Genomic DNA, 17,187 nt, shown 5'->3' with positions numbered 1-17,187 from the left:
GCCGCGGTAGCTCTAATCTGGAGCCCTGCGTCCCCGCATCCGCGAGCGGACGCACCGCGCAGAGCCGGAGACGACACCATGACCAGTCCCCACTTCCATGCCGTGATCTGGATAGACCACCGCGAGGCGCGGGTGTTTCACTTCAATCCGCACGAAGCCGACAAGCTCGTGCTGCACGCCGACAATCCGAACCGCCACATCCACCACCACCGCGCGATCGGCTCGGGGCACGACCCGGAGGATCAGCACTTTCTGCGCCAAGCGATGGAGGCGATCGCCGATGCCGGCGTGGTGCTGATCGTCGGCCCCGGGCAGACCAAGCACGTGTTCGAAAAGTTCGTCGCCGAACACGATCCCGCGCTCAAGGCGAAGATCGCGGCGGTCGAGACCGCCGACCATCCCACCGACAACCAGATCGTCGCCCACGCGCGCAAATATTTCAAAGCCGAGGACCGGACGACGCCGCAGACGAAATGAACGCGACGGGGCCGGGCGAACCAGCCGGCCCCTCGCTCACAAGTAAAACCTCCGGCGGCTTGGAGCATTGTGTTTGCCCGGCATCCATGCCGGTTGGCGGCCGCGACACTAGCATGGTCATATCGTCAGGCTGGTGAGGGTCAGCATCATCTCGTTCGCCGCCGTCACGACCTTTGTGCTGGCGGTGTAGGCCTGCTGGGCTTGGATCATCGTCGTCATCTCGTCCTGAACGTTGACATTCGACGTCTCCAGGAAGTTTCCGACCACCTGACTATAACCGTCATATTGGGCCGGGCCGGATCTGGCCGTCGGCGCGAACGTCCCGCCGTCGCCCTGCGTCATGAAGCCCTCACCGCGAAAGGTGGCGACGGGAAGCGCGGCGACATTCACCGTCTGCCCCTTGGAATACGTCCCTTGCAGCGTGCCTGCCGCACTGACCGACAGACTCTGCAACACACCAAGGGTCGGCAGTTCGGTGGTCATGTCGAACTGCAGCGGCTGAACCGTCGCGCTCTTCGCCTGGGTGACAGGATTGATCGGGGATCCCATCAGATAGTAGCCGGCGCCGTTGACGAGATATCCGTCCTTGTTGAGATCGAAATCGCCGCGGCGCGTATAGGTCGTCTTGCTGGTGGTGAATGTCGGCTGCCCATTGGTGGTGACGCCGGTTGGCGCCGCCACCGTGAAATAGCCGTCTCCACCGATCGCCATGTCGGTACTTGTCGTCCCGGGGACGAACGACCCCGCGTTGCCGTTGGTCAAGACGGACCGCCAGACAACCGTTTCCGACAGCTGCGACGGTGTGACCAGATCCGCGAAAGCGGTATCCGTCGCCTTGAACGCAGTCGTCTGCGCATTGGCGACATTGCCCGATATGTTCTGTAACGCGGCCGACTGGGCCTGCAGTCCCGAGGTCGCCGTCCAAAGCGCGCCAAGTGATCCCATGAGGAGCCCTCCGATCCATGTCCACGCGTCGCGTGACGCGCATGCTCGGAAGCATTGCAAGGCGCAAGCCACGTTCGACACCCAAACAAATCAACGACATCACTGATCATCCCCGTAGATTGCCGGAGCGATCGCTTGATCGGAACGCGGAAAATCCTGCCTCGCCGCTGCTACTCGAATTTCCCGGTACAGTTACAGATACTTGTCCAAATTGATACAAACGAAGCGCGATAGTTACTTGGTTGATGACACCCATTATCACGCCGTCGACAATCAGGGCGGGGATGCCTCCGGAGCTCAGCCAACCACGCGGTCGATAAAGTCCGATGCGCGGCTCTCTCCGCATCGCGCCCGGCCTTGCGCCGAACGTCCACGCCCTGCGATCGAGGTGCAGCAGAGGCGTGGATGCCCGGGACACGTCCCACCGCAACGAAGGCCATCGGCGATGCGGTCGCTGCAATTAGTCACGCGATTCGGCTGCCTCCTTGGAAGAGCGCCGCTGCAGCGCAAATTCCACACGAAGCAATTTCCTGCAGTCTGTCCGCGAGCGAAGCGTTCATCCTGGCGAAATCGACGCAATCATCAGCAGGATGCGCCAACCTGTCCGCATCGTCGGCATTGCGCCGTCAGGCCGTCCACGCCTATTATTCGGCTGCGACGATCTGAAGATCGCGCCAAGAAGACGGGATGGAAACCTATGAAACTTTTCGGACTTGCGGCCGCGCTCGCGGCGGCATCGTTGCTCGCGCCTAATGTCGCGCTGGCACAAAAATCCTACGGCCCGGGCGCCAGCGATACCGAGATCAAGATCGGGAATTTCGTGCCCTACAGCGGTCCGGCGTCGGCTTACGGCATCGTCGGCCAGGTCGAGATCGCTTACGCCAAGATGCTGAACGAGAAGGGCGGCATCAACGGCCGCAAGATCAATTTCATCTCGTATGACGACGCTTACTCGCCGCCGAAGGCGGTGGAGCAGGCCCGCAAGCTGGTCGAAAGCGACGAGGTGCTGTTCCTGTACCAGACGCTCGGCACGCCCTCGAACACCGCCGTGATGAAGTACCTGAATCAGAAGAAGGTGCCGCAATTGATGGTGTCGAGCGGCGGCACGCGGTTCGGCGATGATCCGAAGACCTATCCGTGGACGATGCCGTTCAATCCGCCCTACCAGGCGGAAGGCCGGATCTATGCGAAGTGGATTCTGGCGACCCATCCCAACGCCAAGATCGCCGTGCTGGTGGCGAACGACGACTACGGCAAGGACATCTACAAGGGCGTCAAGGACGGGCTCGGCGACAAGACCTCCCTGATCATCTCGGAAGCGACCTACGATCTGACCGACCCGACGATCGACTCGCAGATGGCCAAGCTCAAGGCCTCGGGCGCCGACATGTTCCTCAACCTGTCGACTCCGAAATTCGCCGCGCTGGCGATCCGCAAGATGGGCGAGATGGGCTGGAAGCCGATTCACGTCCTGAACAACGTGTCGGCGTCGGTCGGCGCGGTGATCAAGCCCGCCGGAATGGAATTCGCGCAGGATGCGATCACCGCGAGCTACGTCAAGGACCCGACCGATCCGACCTGGAAGGACGATCCGGGCCTGAAGGAGTGGGACGACTTCCTGCAGAAATACATGCCGGGCGCCGATCGCTCGAACGGCCTGCTGCTGTACGGCTACGGCGCCGCGCAGACGCTGGAGCACATCCTGAAGCAGGCCGGCGATAATCTGACGCGCGAAAACATCATGAAGGTCGCGACCAGCCTGAAGAGCTACGCGCCGTCCGCACTGCTGCCGGGGATCACCATGAACACCTCCCCGACCGATCACTTCCCGATCGAGCAGATGCAATTGATGCGCTTCAAAGGCGACCGCTGGGAGATGTTCGGCAACGTGATCGAGGCCAAGCTGACGAACTAGCACCAGCGCTGGAAGCGACGACGGATGCGCGGGGCCAGCCCCGCGCATCATTTATTTTCATCGAGCGATGAGCGCTGCCTCATCAACAGCCGTCATGCCCGTGTGTTGAACGCACGGCACAACAACATGATCCCGCGCCTACTAGGCCGGCCGGCCAAGCCGGACGATGACGGCGGAAGGTGACGCCATCGCCTTGCTTCGCTACCCGGTCGCCCCCTCCCCCGCGATCCGTCCGTCCACAACGCGCACGATGCGGTCGCACTTTGCCGCAAGATCGTCGTTGTGCGTCACCAGCAGAAACGTGGTGCCGCGCTCGCGGTTGATCTCGCGCATCAGGTCGAAGACGTCACCCGCGGATTTGGTGTCGAGGTTGCCGGTCGGTTCGTCGGCGAGTACCAAGTCCGGATTCATCGCCAGCGCGCGGGCGACGGCGACGCGCTGCTGCTGGCCGCCCGACATATTAGTCGCACTGTTGTTGCGCCACTTGCCGAGACCGACGCGGTCGAGCAACTCATCCGCACGCTTTTCCATGACCGCATCCGGACGGCCGCGGTCGACCAGCATCGGCATCATCACGTTCTCCCGCGCCGTGAAAGCGGCGATCAGATAGTGATACTGGAACACGAAGCCGATGGCGTGGCCGCGCAGATGCGTCAGCGCGGCGTCGCCGAGCGTGCCGGTGTCCTGGCCGCTGATCAGCAGCCGGCCGCCGGTCGGCCGGTCGAGCAGACCGATGATGTTGAGCAGCGTCGACTTGCCGGAGCCCGACGGTCCCATCAGCGCCAGGAAGTCGCCGGAGTTCATCGCAAGGTCGATGCCATGCAGCACCTCGGTCTCGACCGGCGTGCCGACATTGTAGGACTTGCGGATCTGTTCGAGACGCAGGACTTCAGCCACGGATCGCCACCACCGGATCGAGCCGCGCCGCCCGTAGCGCCGGGGCGATCGCGGCCGCGACGCCGGTGGCGGTGGCGAGCACCGAAGCCCAGACGAACAGATCGGTATCGATGATCAGCGGAAACAGCTCGCTGCCGTCGACCTGACGGGCGGTGCGATGCCACACGATCAGCGCCAGCGCGCCGAGGCCGGAGCCGATCAGCGAACCGACGAAGGCGAGCAGCCCGCCCTGGATTAGAAACACCCGCAGGATCTGCTCGCGCCGCGTTCCCATCGCGCGCAGGATCCCGATGTCCTTCGACCGCTGGATCACCGACACGATCAGCACCGCGGCGATGCCGAACGCCACCGACAGCCCGACGAACAGCCGGATCAGCGTGTTGGAGTTCTTCTGCGCCTGCACGGCGGTGAAGAACTGCGCGTTGGTCTTGATCCAGCTGTCGGCCTTCACCGGCAGCATCGCCTGGATCTCCGCCGCGATGTCCTCGGCGGCGTAGATGTCGTCGACGGTGAGATCGATCGAGGTAACGCCGCCGATCAGGCCGAGCATGCTCTGCGCATTGCGCAGCGTCACGAAGGTGGTGCGCTGGTTGGCGGCCTTGTTGCCGAAATCGAAGATGCCGTTGATGGTGAGAACGCGATTGCCGGCGAGCGGCGTCGAGACGATGATCTTGTCGCCCAGCGTCGCGCCGAGATCGCGCGCCAGCTCGGTGCCGACCAGGATGCCCTCGGTGGTGATCTGCGGACTGCCGGCAACGATGTAGTCCGGCACCTTGACGATATTGAAGTAGATCTCCGGCTCGATGCCGGTCAGCGTGATGGCGCGGTTGGTGTCGCCGCGCAGCGCCAGCGCCGAGCCGGCCGCCGTGGCGGCAGCGTTGGTCACTTCGGGCCGCGCCTGCATCTCGGCGCGGATCTTCGGCCACTGATTGATCGAGATCACCCGCTGGGTCGGACGCTGCACGGTGGCCGACTCGAATGTTCCCGGCGCATCGCGCAGCGGCCGCGCCACCTGGTCGGGCGGGATCAGCTGGATCTGCGGCTGCGAGGTCAGCACGCGCTTGATGAAATTGGCCTGAAGCCCGGCCAGCATCGCCGACATGAACACGATGACGCCCACCCCGATGGCGATGCCGCCGACGATCACAAGCGTCTGCAGCGCGCCGTCGAGCAGGAAGCGGACAGCGGCGATCCACGCGAACGACAGCAGCCGGTTCATGGCACGACCGCCCGGAGACGTTGGCCTGCCTTCACGCCGGCGGTCAGCGGGACGACACGGTCGCCCGGCGCAAGGCCGTCCAGCACCTCGTAGAAGCCGACGCCGCGCAGGCCGAGCCTGATCTTCTTCACCACCGCACGCCCGCCCACCGCCGCCAGCACGTAGGGCGCAGTGGCGACGTCGTGCACGGCGCGCGCCGGAACGATGATGACGTCGTCACGGCGCGCGGTGGCGATATCCACCGACACCGTCATGTCCTGGCGCAGATAGTCCGGCGCCGGATCGACCTTCAGCTTGACCTCGACCGAGGCGCGATTGATGTCGACCGACGGGTTGATGTAGCTGAGCGTCGCGGTGAAGCGGCGGTCCGGATAGGCGTCGGCCGAGGCCACCGCGTGCTGGCCGAGCGCGAGCTGGCCGAGATTCTTCTCGTCGATCTGCACCACGATCTGGATCTCGCCCGCGGGCGCCAGTACCAGCAGCGCCCTGCCGGGCTGCACCACCGTGCCGCGCTCGACATTGCGGGTGATCAGCACGCCGTCGCGCGGCGCCGTGATCAGCGCGTAGCCGAGCCGCGCCCGCGCGGTGCCGAGATTGGCCCGCGCCTGGCTGAGCTGGGTCTCGGCCATCACGTAGTCGCTGCCGCCGAGGCTCGAGGTGTAGAGCTGCAGTTCGGCGGTGCGGACCTGGGTGCGGGCGACGTCGAGATTGCGCGTCGCGTCGTCCAGCGTGGCGCGGGTGCCGAAGCCCTTGTCGGCCAGCTTCGACGCGCGTTCATAGGCGGCTTCGGCATTGAGCAGATTGGCCTGAGCCTGCTTCAGGGATTGGTCGGCGGCCGGCCCGGTCAGCTCCTTCAGCTGCCGCATCCGCGCCTCGGCCTGCGCCACCGCGCCCTCGGTCTGCACCACCGCGGCACGCAGTTCGCTGTCCTCGATCGCGATCAGCTCCTGGCCCTGCCGCACCTGCTGGCCCTCGACCACCAGCACGTCCTTGACGGTGCCGGTGATCTGGCTGCCGATCTCGACCCGGTATGGCGTTTCGATGTGGCCCGAGGCGACCACCGTCTGCACCAGATCGCCGCGCTGCACCTCGGCCACCACAACTTCCGGGCCGAGCAACAGCCGCGTCAATCCGAGTGCCGCGGCGATCAGGATCAGGGTGATCCCCAGCGCCGGCCATTTGTGGCGCCACAGCGCGCCCGCCCACGCGGCCGGACCGGAGGTCCGCGCCGATCCGGTCGCTCCGCCCGCCAAGTCCGCCTCGACCCGCATGGTGATCCACCGACTGCCCAGCCGACCCGTAGCGTCGGGACCGGGCTGCACCATTGCGGGAGATCAATTGCGGGCCGCCCTGCCCATGATCAAAATTCCGGTCTCGCTGCGGACATCGTCCGCCCTCCTCGACGGACAAGGAATCCGGATGATCGCTGCTGCCCTGCTGGTGCTGATCGTTGGCGCGCTGTTGTTCGGCTCCGGCTGGCTGTCCTGCACGATCGCGCGCAGGCTGGAAGCGAAATTCCCGCCGCAGGGCGCGTTCGTCATGGCCAACGGCGTACGGATGCACGTGCTCGATCTGCCGCCCGCGCAGCCATCGGACCGCCCGCTGCCGACAGTGCTGCTGGTGCACGGCGCCAATCTGTGCAGTGAGGATATGCGGCTGGCGCTCGGCACGCGACTGTCACGGCGGCTGCGGGTCATCATTCCGGACCGGCCGGGCCAGGGCTACAGCGCGGCCGGCGTCGGCCCGCTCGCATCACCGGCCTATCAGGTGACTCTGCTCCGCGAGGTGCTGCGCGAGCGCGGCGTATCCGGCCCGCTGATCGTGGTCGGGCATTCGTTCGGCGGCCTGATCGCGCTGCGCTACGCGCTCGACAATCCCGACACCGTGCAGGGCCTGGTGGTGATCAACCCGACCACTCACCCGCGGCCGCACGGCATCCGCTGGATCCAGCGTGTGTTCGACGTGCTGATGAAACCCTCGATCAACTACACCGTGCTGCCGCCGATGTTCATGGCGATGATGGGCCGCGTCGCGACCCGGATCTTTCGGCCTGAACCGCCGCCGCCGGACTATGCCGATCGCAGCCGGCTCGGTCTGGCGCTGATGGCGAGGCGGTTCTCTGGCAGCCTGCAGGAATATTCCGGACTGCGCGACCAGTTGACCGACCACGTGCCGCGCTACCCCGCGGTGCAGGTCCCGACCGTGATCATCGCCGGCAGCGCCGACCCGGTGGTGCCGCCGCAGATCCACGCAGAGGCGCTGGCGCAAGCGATGCCGCGCGCGCGGATGATCCGCATCCCCGGCGCCGGGCACATGGCGCACCATGCCCACGCCGAGGTGATCGCCGCCGAGATCGAACGGCTGGCCGGTTGCGCCGGCGGCGCGACCACGCTGCGTGCGGTGGAACGGCCGCTGCAGGCCGGGAGCCAGCAACCGGCTTGACATCGGCGGGTCCAGCGATGAAACCCGAAGCGGTTCGACCGCGTTCCACCCGACAGGCAGGAGATTCCCGGATGACCGTCTTCAAGCTGATCTGCGCCGTCGCAGTGGTGTCGCTCGCGGCCAGCGCGCCCGCGGCCGCCAAGCACAAGCATCGCCATCACCGCCACGCCGGCGAGGGCTCGCTCTACATCCACAATTTCGGCCCGCCGGTCTGGCCCGACCAGCCGTTCGCCTATTACGACGGCCCGACCTCGGCGCTGTGCAAGCAGGGCGCCGCCGCCTATCGCGGCCAGGATGGCCGCCGGCATCCGTGCTATTGATGACGCCGCCCACCGCTCGTACCGGATTTGAGCCATGACCGACCTCGCCCCGCCCGAAGACATCCGCAAGATCGCGACCGCGCTGCTGAAGACGGCGATCGAGATCGTCTCCGAGGAAGACGGCGGCGCGCACAATCAGTGCAAGCTGTGCAACGCCTCGGTGCCGTGGCTGCAGACCGGCGACGAAATCAAGCACGCGCCCGACTGCCCGGTCGTGCTCGCTCAGCGCATCCTGTCGTCGCGGCCGAAGCTGCACAGCGTCTAGCGCCGCGTTTTTCCAAGTAATGCCGTCATGGCCGGGCTTGTCCCGGCCATCGACTTGTTTGCGGCTCGGCAAAACTCAAAACGACGATGCCCGGCACAAGGCCGGGCATGATGAAGTTCGAGCAAACCGGCGGTGCGGTCCGGACTAGTTCACCGCATCGCGTGCGGCGGGCGCCGATGGCTGGCTTGCTTCGGCGATGGTTTCCTCCGCGATCCAGCGCGTGACGGCGCGCAGGTCGCCGCCGCTGTTCTCAAAAGCGCGGAGCTGCGCGTCGGCAGAGCTGCCGCGGCGCAGGATGTCGCGGCAGGACTCGACCTCCGCCGTGCAACCCAGCGCCTCGGCATCGACGCGAACCATCTCGATCACCCGGTCCAGCGCCTCGGCGATCGGCACCGCGCCGTCGCGCGAGGCGAAGCTGCAGTCGGTGCCATAGCGCTGGGCGCGCCATTTGTTCTCCACCGCGATCGCGCGCTCCACGGCGCTGACCCTCGGCGTCTCCGGCATCTCGCCGAGATGGCGGACCAGCGCGCGATACAGGCACGCGATCGAGACCGCGTCGTCGAGCCGGGTGCAGACATCCGGCGCGCGCAGCTCAAGCGTCGGATGCCGGAACGACGGGCGCATCGCCCACCAAACATGGCTCTCGTCCGGGATCACGCCCGACTTCACCAGCGCGCCGATGTAGTCCTCATAGCCCTGCTGATCCTCAAACAGCTCCGGCAGCCCGGTGCGCGGCAATTCGCTGTACGCGGCGAGCCGATAGCCGCGGAGACCGGTGTTCTCCGAATTCCAGAATGGCGACGAGGTCGACAGCGCCAAAAACAGCGGCAGATGCGGAATCATCGCGCACATCACCGGAAAGCGCTTCTCCGGCTGCGGCAACTGCACATGCACGTGCATGCCGCACAGCATGTTGCGATAGCCGATCACCTGGAGGTTCTCGATCATCTCGAAATAGCGCGGCTTCGGCGTCGGCTGCGACGCGCGCCATGACGCGGTCGGATGGGTGCTGCACGCCATGATGACGAGGCCATATTGCGCCGCGACCGCCGAAACCTCGCGGCGCAGGAAGCGCAATTCCTCGCGCGCGTCCTTCGGATCGACATGGACGTTGGTGGCGACCTCGATCTGCGCCTGCAGCATCTCGCGCATCACCTGGCCGCCGGTCGACCAGTTCGCTGCTTCGAACAATTCGTTCGGAGTCAGGATCGCGGCCTCGCCGGTCACGGCATCGGCGAGGAAGTACTCTTCCTCGATGCCGAACGAATAGCCGGTCGCCTCCGCGCCGCCGCCGGCCGCGGAGCGGATCACGATGTGGCTCTGGTCACCGCTGAGATTGAGCCGGAGCCGCTCGATAATCTTCGGATCAAATTGCATGTTCTTGCAGCCAGGCTTCGAGCAGCGCCGCCTGCCACAGCCGGGAATGGCCCTTCGGGCTCATCTCCGCTTCCGGGTGCGCAAGCATGTGATCGATGAAATCGGATCGATACAGCCCGCGCTCGCGGGCCGCGCGCGAGGTGATCACATCGCGAACGTAGTCGAGGAAATCGCCTTCCAGATGCCGGAGCGACGGCACGGGGAAGTAGCCCTTCGGCCGGTCGATCACTTCGGCCGGCAGCAGCGACCGCGCCGCCTGCTTCAGAATGGCCTTGCCGCCGTCCGCAACCTTCAGCCGCGACGGCATCCGCGCCGCGAGCTCGACCACCTCGTGATCGAGGAACGGCACGCGGGCTTCGAGACCATGCGCCATCGTCATGTTGTCGACGCGCTTGACCGGATCGTCGACCAGCATGATCTCGGCGTCGATCTGCAACGCCTTGTCCACCGCCGACGTCGCTCCCGTCTGGGCGAAGAACGACTCGACGAACTCGGTGCTGGCGTCGTCGCCCAGCATGTCGTCGGCGAGCAGCTTGCGCAGATCGTCGTGCTGCCAGTCGAAATAGGCGTCGCGATACTGCTCGGTGGCGTCGTTCGCGGTGAGGAAGGACGGATACCAGCTATAGCCGCCGAAAATTTCGTCCGCGCCCTGCCCGCTCTGCACCACGCGCACGCGCTTGGCGACCTCGCGCGACAGCAGATAGAACGCGACGGAGTCGTGGCTGACCATCGGCTCCGACATCGCGCGGATCGCATCTGGCAGCACGCCGAGCGCCTCGCTGCCGTCGATGCGGATCTGCTCGTGCTCGGTGCCGAAATGCTTGGCGATGATATCCGAATAATAGAACTCGTCGCCGCTCTGGCCGCCGACGCTGTCGAAGCCGATCGAAAAGGTGCGGACGCTGCCGTGCCCGAGCTTGGCGAGCAGCGCGACGATCAGCGACGAGTCGAGACCGCCGGACAGCAGCACGCCGACCGGCACGTCGGCGACACGCCGGCGATCGACCGCCGCCAGCATCGCGTCGTTGACGGCTTCGCGCCACTCCTGCTCGCTGAGCCGGCGATCGCCGGCGCGCTCGCCGACCGTGAACTGCCAGTAGCGCTCGCTCGTCTTGGTGCCGTCCGGCGCGATCGTCAGGATGGTGGCGGGCTCGAGCTTCTTGACGCCCCTGAGAATGGTGCGCGGCGCCGGCACGGCGGCGTGGAAGCTGAAGAACTGATGCAGCGCGACCGGATCGATGGCGCGATCCACGCCGCCCGCGGCCAGCAGCGCCGGCAGCGTCGAGGCAAAGCGTAAGAAGCCGTCGCCCTCGGTGTAGTACAGCGGCTTGATGCCCAGCCGATCGCGAACCAGCACGACGCGCCCGCTGTCGCGCTCCCACAGCGCGAAAGCGAACATGCCCTTGAAGCGGCGCACGCAGCCCGCGCCCCAGGCGTGATACGCCTTGAGGATGACTTCGGTGTCGCCTTCCGAGAAGAAGCGATAGCCCTTGGCCTGCAGCTCGGCTTTCAGCTCGCGGAAATTATAGATGCAGCCATTGAAGACGATGCCGAGGCCGAGCTCGTTATCGACCATCGGCTGCTGCGACGTCGACGACTGATCGAGGATCGCGAGCCGGCGATGGCCGAACGCCATCGCGCCGTGCTCTACCCCATGCGACAGCACGCCTTCCGCATCCGGACCACGCGACTGCATCGCACGCGTCATCGTCCAGAATTCCGGAAGCCGGACATCACCCTTGGTGCGGATCTCTCCGCAAATTCCACACATCTGCTCAGGCCTCGCTTGCTGCTCTTTCAGGCGCGCGCGACAACCCTTTGAGCACCGGGATGTTCCGATTTCCGTTCATCTTGCATGAACGGCAGCAGCTCGATCTGATGCGCCGAGCGAGACACCAGTACGTGATTGGCCGGAACCTCGGTCCAGCCGGGCTCGCCATCGTACGGTTCCGACGCGACGATCAGACGATCGCCGGCCTGCCGATAATACAAGGAATTCGCCGCATCGTTTTCGGCGAAGCGGAAGGCGTAGAGATCGTGACCGTTAGCGAGGGCGGCGGTAAAGCGCATCCGCTCGCGCAGACCGTTCTCGTTGAGCAGCGCGCCGAGCCGCGTCATCACGGTACGCGTCGCCGCAATCGGATCCTCGTCGATGCCGGCGCCCATGATGGCCAGAAAGATCGCCTCCGAATCCGTATTGCCGCTGCGCGACGGATATAGCGGGTCCGGGATCATGGCCTCGATGCGGCGCCGCAGCCGGCTCCAGCTTCCGACGAAGCCGTTGTGCATGAACATCCAGCGGCCGCAGGCGAACGGATGGCAATTCTGCCGCGTCACCGGCGTGCCGGTGGCGGCGCGGACATGCGCAAAGAACATGTGGGACTGAAGGTGCCGGCACAGATAGCGCAGATTTTCGTCCGACCATGCCGGCCGAGTCTCGCGGTACAGACCCGGCTCCGGATGCACGCCGTACCAGCCGAGCCCGAAGCCGTCGCCATTGGTCGGTCCGGCCGACTCACGCGCGCGCAGACTCTGCGTGATCAGCGAATGCACCGGCTCGGTAACGTAGTTCTCGAAGAGAGTGGTCTCTCCGCGATAGGCAATCCAGCGACACATCGGGAACCTCGGGTGACGGACGCGGCGTTGTGACGCGCGAATCCGCGCGACGCCGCGTGTCGGGGTCAATCGCCGCAGGCCGCTGCGGTTCCCATTTTGCGCGTTCCGGCACAGGAACCGACCGCCCGCATCATTGGCGAAGATGGCGACGCGAATGTGCCTCCAACAAGGAGACGGGGCGACCTCCTCCGAGGCCGCCCCGTGTCGTTCGTTTGTTCGCTCGACGATTTGCCTTGCCGATTACTTGCTCACCAGCACCACCTTGCCGTCCTCGATCTTGACCAGATGGGTCACGGCGGGGCTCTGTCCGCTCTCCTTGCCGGCCGGCCCGACCTTCTCGAACTTGATCTTGCCGGTCAGCCCCGAATAGCTGACCTCCCACAGCGCCGCGCGGATCTTCTCGGGATCGGCGGCGCCGGCTTTCTCGATCGCCTTGGCCAGAACGTTGACGGCGTCGTAGCCGCGAGCGCCCTCCGGCATGCCGCCCGGAGGCAGGCCAGCTTTGCCCCAATCCGCGATGAAGACCTTTGCTGCTTCCGGATCTGCGGCCGTCTCGGGAAACCAGGGCGCGAACATCGCGTCATGATACGAGTCGTTGGCCGCCGTCCCGGCCTGCGCGATCAGCTGATCCGGCAGCGTGCCGCCGGTGGTGACGATGCGCCGCTTCAGGCCGAGCGACTGTGCCTGCTTCATCAGCAGCGTCATCTGTTCGACGCCGGTGGTGATGAACAGCGTGTCGCTGTCGGTGCCCTTGATGTTGGACAGCTGTGCCGACACATCCTGCGCGGCGGCGTCCATCGTCAGCGACTTGTTCACCGTGAGGCCCTGGTCCTTCAGCATCTTGCCGAATTCGGCGGCGGCGCCGAGGCCCCAATCGTTGTTGACGGTGAGGAAGTCGGCCTTCTTGATGCCGAGCGGCTCAACGAAACGGGCGAAGCTCTTGGCTTCGGTGCCGTTGGTCGGGCTGATACGGAACACATAGGGATTGCCGAGCGTGGTGATCTTGTCGGCGCTCGAGGTCTCGACCACCATCGGCACCTGATATTCGAGCAGCTTCGGCATCACCGCCAGCGTGTAGGTCGAACTCCACGCGCCGACCAGCGCCGGCACCTTGTCGCGGGTGATCAGCTTCTCGGCGACCGCGGCCGCCTCGGTCGGATTGCTCTTGTTGTCCTCGATGACCAGTTCGAGCTTCTTGCCGAGAATGCCGCCCTTGGCGTTAATCTGCGCCGCGGCGATCTTGGTGCCCGCCGTCACCATGTTGCCGGCAGCCGCGACCACGCCGGTCAGCGGCTGATTGACGCCGATCTTGATGACTTCCTGCGCGGCAGCGGGGCCACCGATGCCGACGACCAGGGCGGCACACGCCATCCACGAACGCGACGAGCTCATCTTCATCTCCTCCTTGGCCGAACCAGGTTGACGTGGCGCCGCGCGGTCGCACGGTCGATTGCGCTAATAGCATAACTTTAGGATGTTTCCGGTCAACGGCCCGCAACGGCGATAATTCCAGCAGCCATTGCCCAACTTCGGCGCAGTCGCGCCGTTGCCGCACCTAGACCTATTGTGCTATTTATAGAACTTATTAAAGCACGAGCGCGGCGATCGTTCAGCCGCCCGCCCCGTGCGGCGAAGACCACGCGGCGGTACGGATATCAGGAGGAGACGGCAGCATGGATCTCGAAGGCAGCGTGGCGATCGTCACCGGCGGCGCGATGGGGATCGGCTTCGCCGCCTGCGAGGCGCTCGCCGCGCAGGGCGCCGCGATCCTGGTGGCGGACCGGGCGAACGCCGCCGCCGCTGCCGAGACGTTGCGCAGCCGTGGCTATCGGGCCGCCCATGCGGACACCGATGTCGCCAGCGAAGCCGACACCGCCGCGATGGCGGAGGCCGCGCTGCGCGCCTTCGGCCGCATCGACATCCTGCTCAACAATGCGGCGATCTATTCGACGCTGACGTCGAAACCGTTCGAGCAGCTGACCGTCGCCGAGTGGCGCACCATTCTCGACGTCAACGTCATCGGCCAGTTCCTGTGCTGCAAGGCGGTCGTTCCGCATTTCAAGGCGCGGCAGTCCGGCCGTATCATCAACATCTCCTCCGGCGTCGCCTTCAAGGGCAATCCCGGCATGCTGCACTACGTCGCCACCAAGGGCGCGATCGTATCGATGACCCGCACGCTCGCCACCGAACTCGGCGACCATGGCGTCACCGTGAACAGCGTCGCGCCGGGCTTCACGCTCAGCGACGGCGTGCACCGAAATCCGGAACTCGCCGGCGCGGTCGCGGCGTTCTCGGTGCGCAATCGCGCGCTGAAGCGCGACATGCTGCCGACCGACCTCGGCGGCGCGATCTGCTTCTTCGCCGGCCCGCACGCCGCGTTCATCACCGGACAGACGTTGGTCGTCGACGGCGGCGCTTACTACCACTGACGCAACACGCAGGAGGCCTGCTATGAGCTACATCCGCGAAGCATGGTACCCGGTGGTCTGGGCCGATCGCGTCGGCCGCGAACTGACCCGCCACGTGGTGCTGGAAGAGCCGATCGTGATCTATCGGCTGCAGGACGGCGGCATCGCCGCGCTGCAGGACTCCTGCCCGCATCGCCTTGCACCGCTGTCGCTCGGCCGGCTCAAAGGTGACGATATCGAATGCGGCTATCACGGCATGACGTTCGACTGTGCCGGCAAATGCGTGCTGATTCCGGGACAAGATATCATTCCAGGCCGGGCCCTGGTGCGGGCCTATCCGGTGCAGGTGAAATACGGGCTGGTGTGGCTGTATATGGGCGACGCCCGCAACGCCGATCCGAGCAAGATCTTCCACATCGAACAATACGATGACCCCGCCTGGCACGCGGTGCAGGGCGATACGCTGCGGATCGAATGCAACTATCTCAGCCTGTGCGACAACCTGCTCGATCCGGCGCATGTGACGTTCGTCCACGCCACCACGCTCGGCACGCCGGCCGGCGCCACCGTCCCGGTGAACAACGAATATCACGGCAACGAGATCTGCGTCTGGCGCTGGATCCGCAACGCCGAACCGATCGGCGTGTTCGCCAAGTTCGGCGGTCTCACCGGCATGGTCGATCGCTGGCACTATTACAATTACAGCACGCCCAGCTACTTCAAGATCGACATGGGCTCGTGCCCGACCGGCAGCATTCCGGACATGGAGCGCCGCTCCGAAGGCACCCAGATGTACACCTGTCACGTGCTGACGCCGGTCGATCAGCGCACCGTGCTGCAGCATTGGTTCCACGTCCGCAATTTCCGCACCAACGAGTTCGAGATGGACGCCGACCTCAGCGCCAGCCTCGACATGGCCTTCCGCGAGGACAAGGTGATTCTCGAGCGCATCCAGCTCGAGGAAGAACGCGCGCCGGATTTCAAGCGCATCATCCTCGGCATCGACGCCGCGCCGATGAAGATGCGGCGGATGGTCGACAAGCTGATCCAGGCGGAAGCTGCGCCTCGCCCGACTGCATGACACAGGGCGACATCCGGCCCGATGATCGAAATAGATGCACGCACTGCGGATAATTTGCGCTCGTCGGCCGGTGCTGCGTCGCTAAGATTCCAGCGTGAGCCCCGACGATCTTCCCAGCGGCAACGCGCTCACCATCGAGAGGTTGGCATGACTCCGAACGAGCCTTCCACCATCGTCCTCGACATCGTCGCGTCGGTCACGGCGGGCATCCCCGTGTACTACACGGTGCCGGCTTCGGCAGAGCAAAATGCAAGCCTCATTCCGATGACGGCGCCGGTGAGCCTGTTGGATGGGCTCGGCGGCCTGCGCGGCGCCGTGCAGCCCGCTCTCGACGCGATGAAGCCCGAGCGCGTCGGTCAGCCCGCCTTCGCCAGCTTGCGTGTCGTCTTGGCGGGCTTCGGCACCAGATCGCGGCGCAGCGCGAAGCAATTGCGCTGATAATGAAACTCCGCGACGTAGATCGCGACATTGGCGCTGTCGACCAGCACCAGGCGGCAATCGGCCGTCGGCTCGCCCAGTCCGACCCGCAGCAGCTCTGACGTTTCCGGATCGGCGACCCCGATCGTCACCGTCTGCAACGCACGCGCGACGTCGATGTCGGGCATCTCCATGATGCGCGGCAGCGCCGGCTTGCGATTGAAGGTTCGGCGATCCCGCGCATAGATCTCCCGCGACAGCCGCAGATTGGCGACCGCGAACGGCTCGCGCCGGCTGAACTGCACGCTGCGCAGCTGAACATAGTCGGGCGCCAGCACTCCCTCACCGGCCTGCAACAGCGGCGGTGCGGCCTGCTCGTCGATACTCACGATCTTGATGACGTTGTCCCGGACCGACTCGATGACCGATTCGAGATCGTTGGCGAGATTGAACCAGTGCTTCTCCTTGGGACGCCCGGAGATGAACGTGCCCTTGCCGCGGATGGATTCGACCAGACCATCATCGCGCAGCAGATCCAGCGCCTGCCGCACCGTGATCCGCGCAACGCCGAACTCCGCCTCGAGCTCCTCGATCGTCGAGATCTTGTCGCCCTCGCTCCAGTGCCCACTCTCGATCCGCTGCCGCATCACCGAGGCGACCTGCAGATACAGCGGCACACGGTTACGATCCCGATCTTGGCTTCGCATGGGCGTGGTGTCTCGTATCACGTGAATTGGATCGCCTAGCCGTGCGCATCCGGCCACAGCGACCGCCCGGCCGATGCGCCGGACACCAGGACTATAGCGGC

The 17,187-nt window shown here is 65.5% G+C and carries 18 protein-coding genes; 9 read left to right on the top strand and 9 right to left on the bottom strand.

All coding sequences use genetic code 11. From position 1 onward, the window contains the following. The first annotated feature begins 78 nt into the window (after window positions 1-78). Window positions 79-477 carry a translational machinery protein gene (locus ACFFJ6_RS05295; RefSeq protein WP_378385089.1) on the top strand — a complete coding sequence of 133 codons (399 nt, stop codon included), beginning with the start codon at window positions 79-81 and terminating at the stop codon, window positions 475-477. A gap of 117 nt (window positions 478-594) precedes the next feature. On the opposite strand, the gene ACFFJ6_RS05290 is transcribed toward ACFFJ6_RS05295, so the two are convergent. Further along, window positions 595-1,422, bottom strand: a complete 828-nt coding sequence (locus tag ACFFJ6_RS05290) for a flagellar hook basal-body protein (protein ID WP_378385087.1) — start codon at window positions 1,420-1,422, stop codon at window positions 595-597. Window positions 1,423-1,827: 405 nt separating this feature from the next. Between ACFFJ6_RS05290 and ACFFJ6_RS05285 the strand changes: the two genes are divergently transcribed. Together ACFFJ6_RS05285 and ACFFJ6_RS05280 are read left to right on the top strand one after the other, a co-directional pair. Next, window positions 1,828-2,088, top strand: coding sequence for a hypothetical protein (locus tag ACFFJ6_RS05285; RefSeq protein ID WP_378385085.1), 261 nt, complete (start codon window positions 1,828-1,830; stop codon window positions 2,086-2,088). A gap of 31 nt (window positions 2,089-2,119) precedes the next feature. Continuing rightward, complete coding sequence (locus ACFFJ6_RS05280) at window positions 2,120-3,337, top strand: ABC transporter substrate-binding protein (protein ID WP_378385083.1); 1,218 nt, start codon at window positions 2,120-2,122, stop codon at window positions 3,335-3,337. Between the two features lie 201 nt (window positions 3,338-3,538). Here the strand turns inward: ACFFJ6_RS05280 and ACFFJ6_RS05275 are convergent, their stop codons facing one another. From ACFFJ6_RS05275 to ACFFJ6_RS05265, 3 genes are read right to left on the bottom strand one after another with little or no spacing between them, the layout of a single operon-like run. Continuing rightward, on the bottom strand, window positions 3,539-4,234 hold the full coding sequence (locus tag ACFFJ6_RS05275; RefSeq protein ID WP_378385081.1) for an ABC transporter ATP-binding protein: 696 nt from the start codon (window positions 4,232-4,234) through the stop codon (window positions 3,539-3,541). Then, a complete protein-coding gene (locus ACFFJ6_RS05270; RefSeq protein ID WP_378385079.1) occupies window positions 4,227-5,453 on the bottom strand; it encodes an ABC transporter permease in 1,227 nt (408 codons plus the stop codon). The genes ACFFJ6_RS05275 and ACFFJ6_RS05270 overlap by 8 nt, the downstream gene beginning before the upstream one ends. Then, window positions 5,450-6,724, bottom strand: coding sequence for an efflux RND transporter periplasmic adaptor subunit (locus ACFFJ6_RS05265; RefSeq protein ID WP_378385077.1), 1,275 nt, complete (start codon window positions 6,722-6,724; stop codon window positions 5,450-5,452). The genes ACFFJ6_RS05270 and ACFFJ6_RS05265 overlap by 4 nt, the downstream gene beginning before the upstream one ends. A gap of 148 nt (window positions 6,725-6,872) precedes the next feature. Here ACFFJ6_RS05265 and ACFFJ6_RS05260 point away from each other — a divergent pair, with 148 nt between their 5' ends. The 3 genes from ACFFJ6_RS05260 to ACFFJ6_RS05250 all read left to right on the top strand — a co-directional run bounded on the left by ACFFJ6_RS05260 (window position 6,873) and on the right by ACFFJ6_RS05250 (window position 8,480). Further along, complete coding sequence (locus ACFFJ6_RS05260; RefSeq protein ID WP_378385075.1) at window positions 6,873-7,895, top strand: alpha/beta fold hydrolase; 1,023 nt, start codon at window positions 6,873-6,875, stop codon at window positions 7,893-7,895. Window positions 7,896-7,966: 71 nt separating this feature from the next. After that, on the top strand, window positions 7,967-8,215 hold the full coding sequence (locus ACFFJ6_RS05255) for a hypothetical protein (RefSeq protein WP_378385073.1): 249 nt from the start codon (window positions 7,967-7,969) through the stop codon (window positions 8,213-8,215). A 34-nt stretch (window positions 8,216-8,249) separates the two neighbouring features. Beyond that, window positions 8,250-8,480, top strand: coding sequence for a DUF3222 family protein (locus ACFFJ6_RS05250; RefSeq protein ID WP_054161419.1), 231 nt, complete (start codon window positions 8,250-8,252; stop codon window positions 8,478-8,480). A gap of 144 nt (window positions 8,481-8,624) precedes the next feature. On the opposite strand, the gene ACFFJ6_RS05245 is transcribed toward ACFFJ6_RS05250, so the two are convergent. The 4 genes from ACFFJ6_RS05245 to ACFFJ6_RS05230 all read right to left on the bottom strand — a co-directional run bounded on the left by ACFFJ6_RS05245 (window position 8,625) and on the right by ACFFJ6_RS05230 (window position 13,865). Beyond that, window positions 8,625-9,857, bottom strand: a complete 1,233-nt coding sequence (locus ACFFJ6_RS05245) for a carboxylate-amine ligase (protein ID WP_378385070.1) — start codon at window positions 9,855-9,857, stop codon at window positions 8,625-8,627. Next, entirely contained in the window at window positions 9,847-11,628 is a 1,782-nt protein-coding gene (locus tag ACFFJ6_RS05240; RefSeq protein WP_378385068.1) for an N-acetylglutaminylglutamine amidotransferase, read from the bottom strand. The genes ACFFJ6_RS05245 and ACFFJ6_RS05240 overlap by 11 nt, the downstream gene beginning before the upstream one ends. Before the next feature lie 26 nt (window positions 11,629-11,654). Then, window positions 11,655-12,473, bottom strand: a complete 819-nt coding sequence (locus ACFFJ6_RS05235; protein WP_378385066.1) for a class II glutamine amidotransferase — start codon at window positions 12,471-12,473, stop codon at window positions 11,655-11,657. Window positions 12,474-12,713: 240 nt separating this feature from the next. Beyond that, window positions 12,714-13,865: an ABC transporter substrate-binding protein gene (locus ACFFJ6_RS05230; protein ID WP_378385064.1), complete on the bottom strand. Its 1,152-nt coding sequence runs from the start codon at window positions 13,863-13,865 to the stop codon at window positions 12,714-12,716. Window positions 13,866-14,146: 281 nt separating this feature from the next. On the opposite strand from ACFFJ6_RS05230, the gene ACFFJ6_RS05225 reads away from it, so the two are divergent. From ACFFJ6_RS05225 to ACFFJ6_RS05215, 3 genes are all read left to right on the top strand, one after another. Further along, on the top strand, window positions 14,147-14,902 hold the full coding sequence (locus tag ACFFJ6_RS05225; RefSeq protein ID WP_378385062.1) for an SDR family NAD(P)-dependent oxidoreductase: 756 nt from the start codon (window positions 14,147-14,149) through the stop codon (window positions 14,900-14,902). A 22-nt stretch (window positions 14,903-14,924) separates the two neighbouring features. Then, complete coding sequence (locus ACFFJ6_RS05220) at window positions 14,925-15,962, top strand: aromatic ring-hydroxylating dioxygenase subunit alpha (protein WP_378385060.1); 1,038 nt, start codon at window positions 14,925-14,927, stop codon at window positions 15,960-15,962. Window positions 15,963-16,109: 147 nt separating this feature from the next. Continuing rightward, complete coding sequence (locus ACFFJ6_RS05215) at window positions 16,110-16,400, top strand: hypothetical protein (protein WP_378385058.1); 291 nt, start codon at window positions 16,110-16,112, stop codon at window positions 16,398-16,400. Here ACFFJ6_RS05215 and ACFFJ6_RS05210 read toward each other — a convergent pair. Beyond that, window positions 16,319-17,086, bottom strand: a complete 768-nt coding sequence (locus tag ACFFJ6_RS05210) for a GntR family transcriptional regulator (RefSeq protein WP_378385056.1) — start codon at window positions 17,084-17,086, stop codon at window positions 16,319-16,321. The two genes, ACFFJ6_RS05215 and ACFFJ6_RS05210, sit on opposite strands and share 82 nt — an antisense overlap. Window positions 17,087-17,187: the final 101 nt, after the last annotated feature.

The organism is Rhodopseudomonas telluris (genome assembly GCF_042432815.1).
Lineage (GTDB): Bacteria > Pseudomonadota > Alphaproteobacteria > Rhizobiales > Xanthobacteraceae > Rhodopseudomonas > Rhodopseudomonas telluris.
Note: the sequence above shows the minus strand (reverse complement) of the source record. Positions and strands in the feature narration are given on the sequence as shown.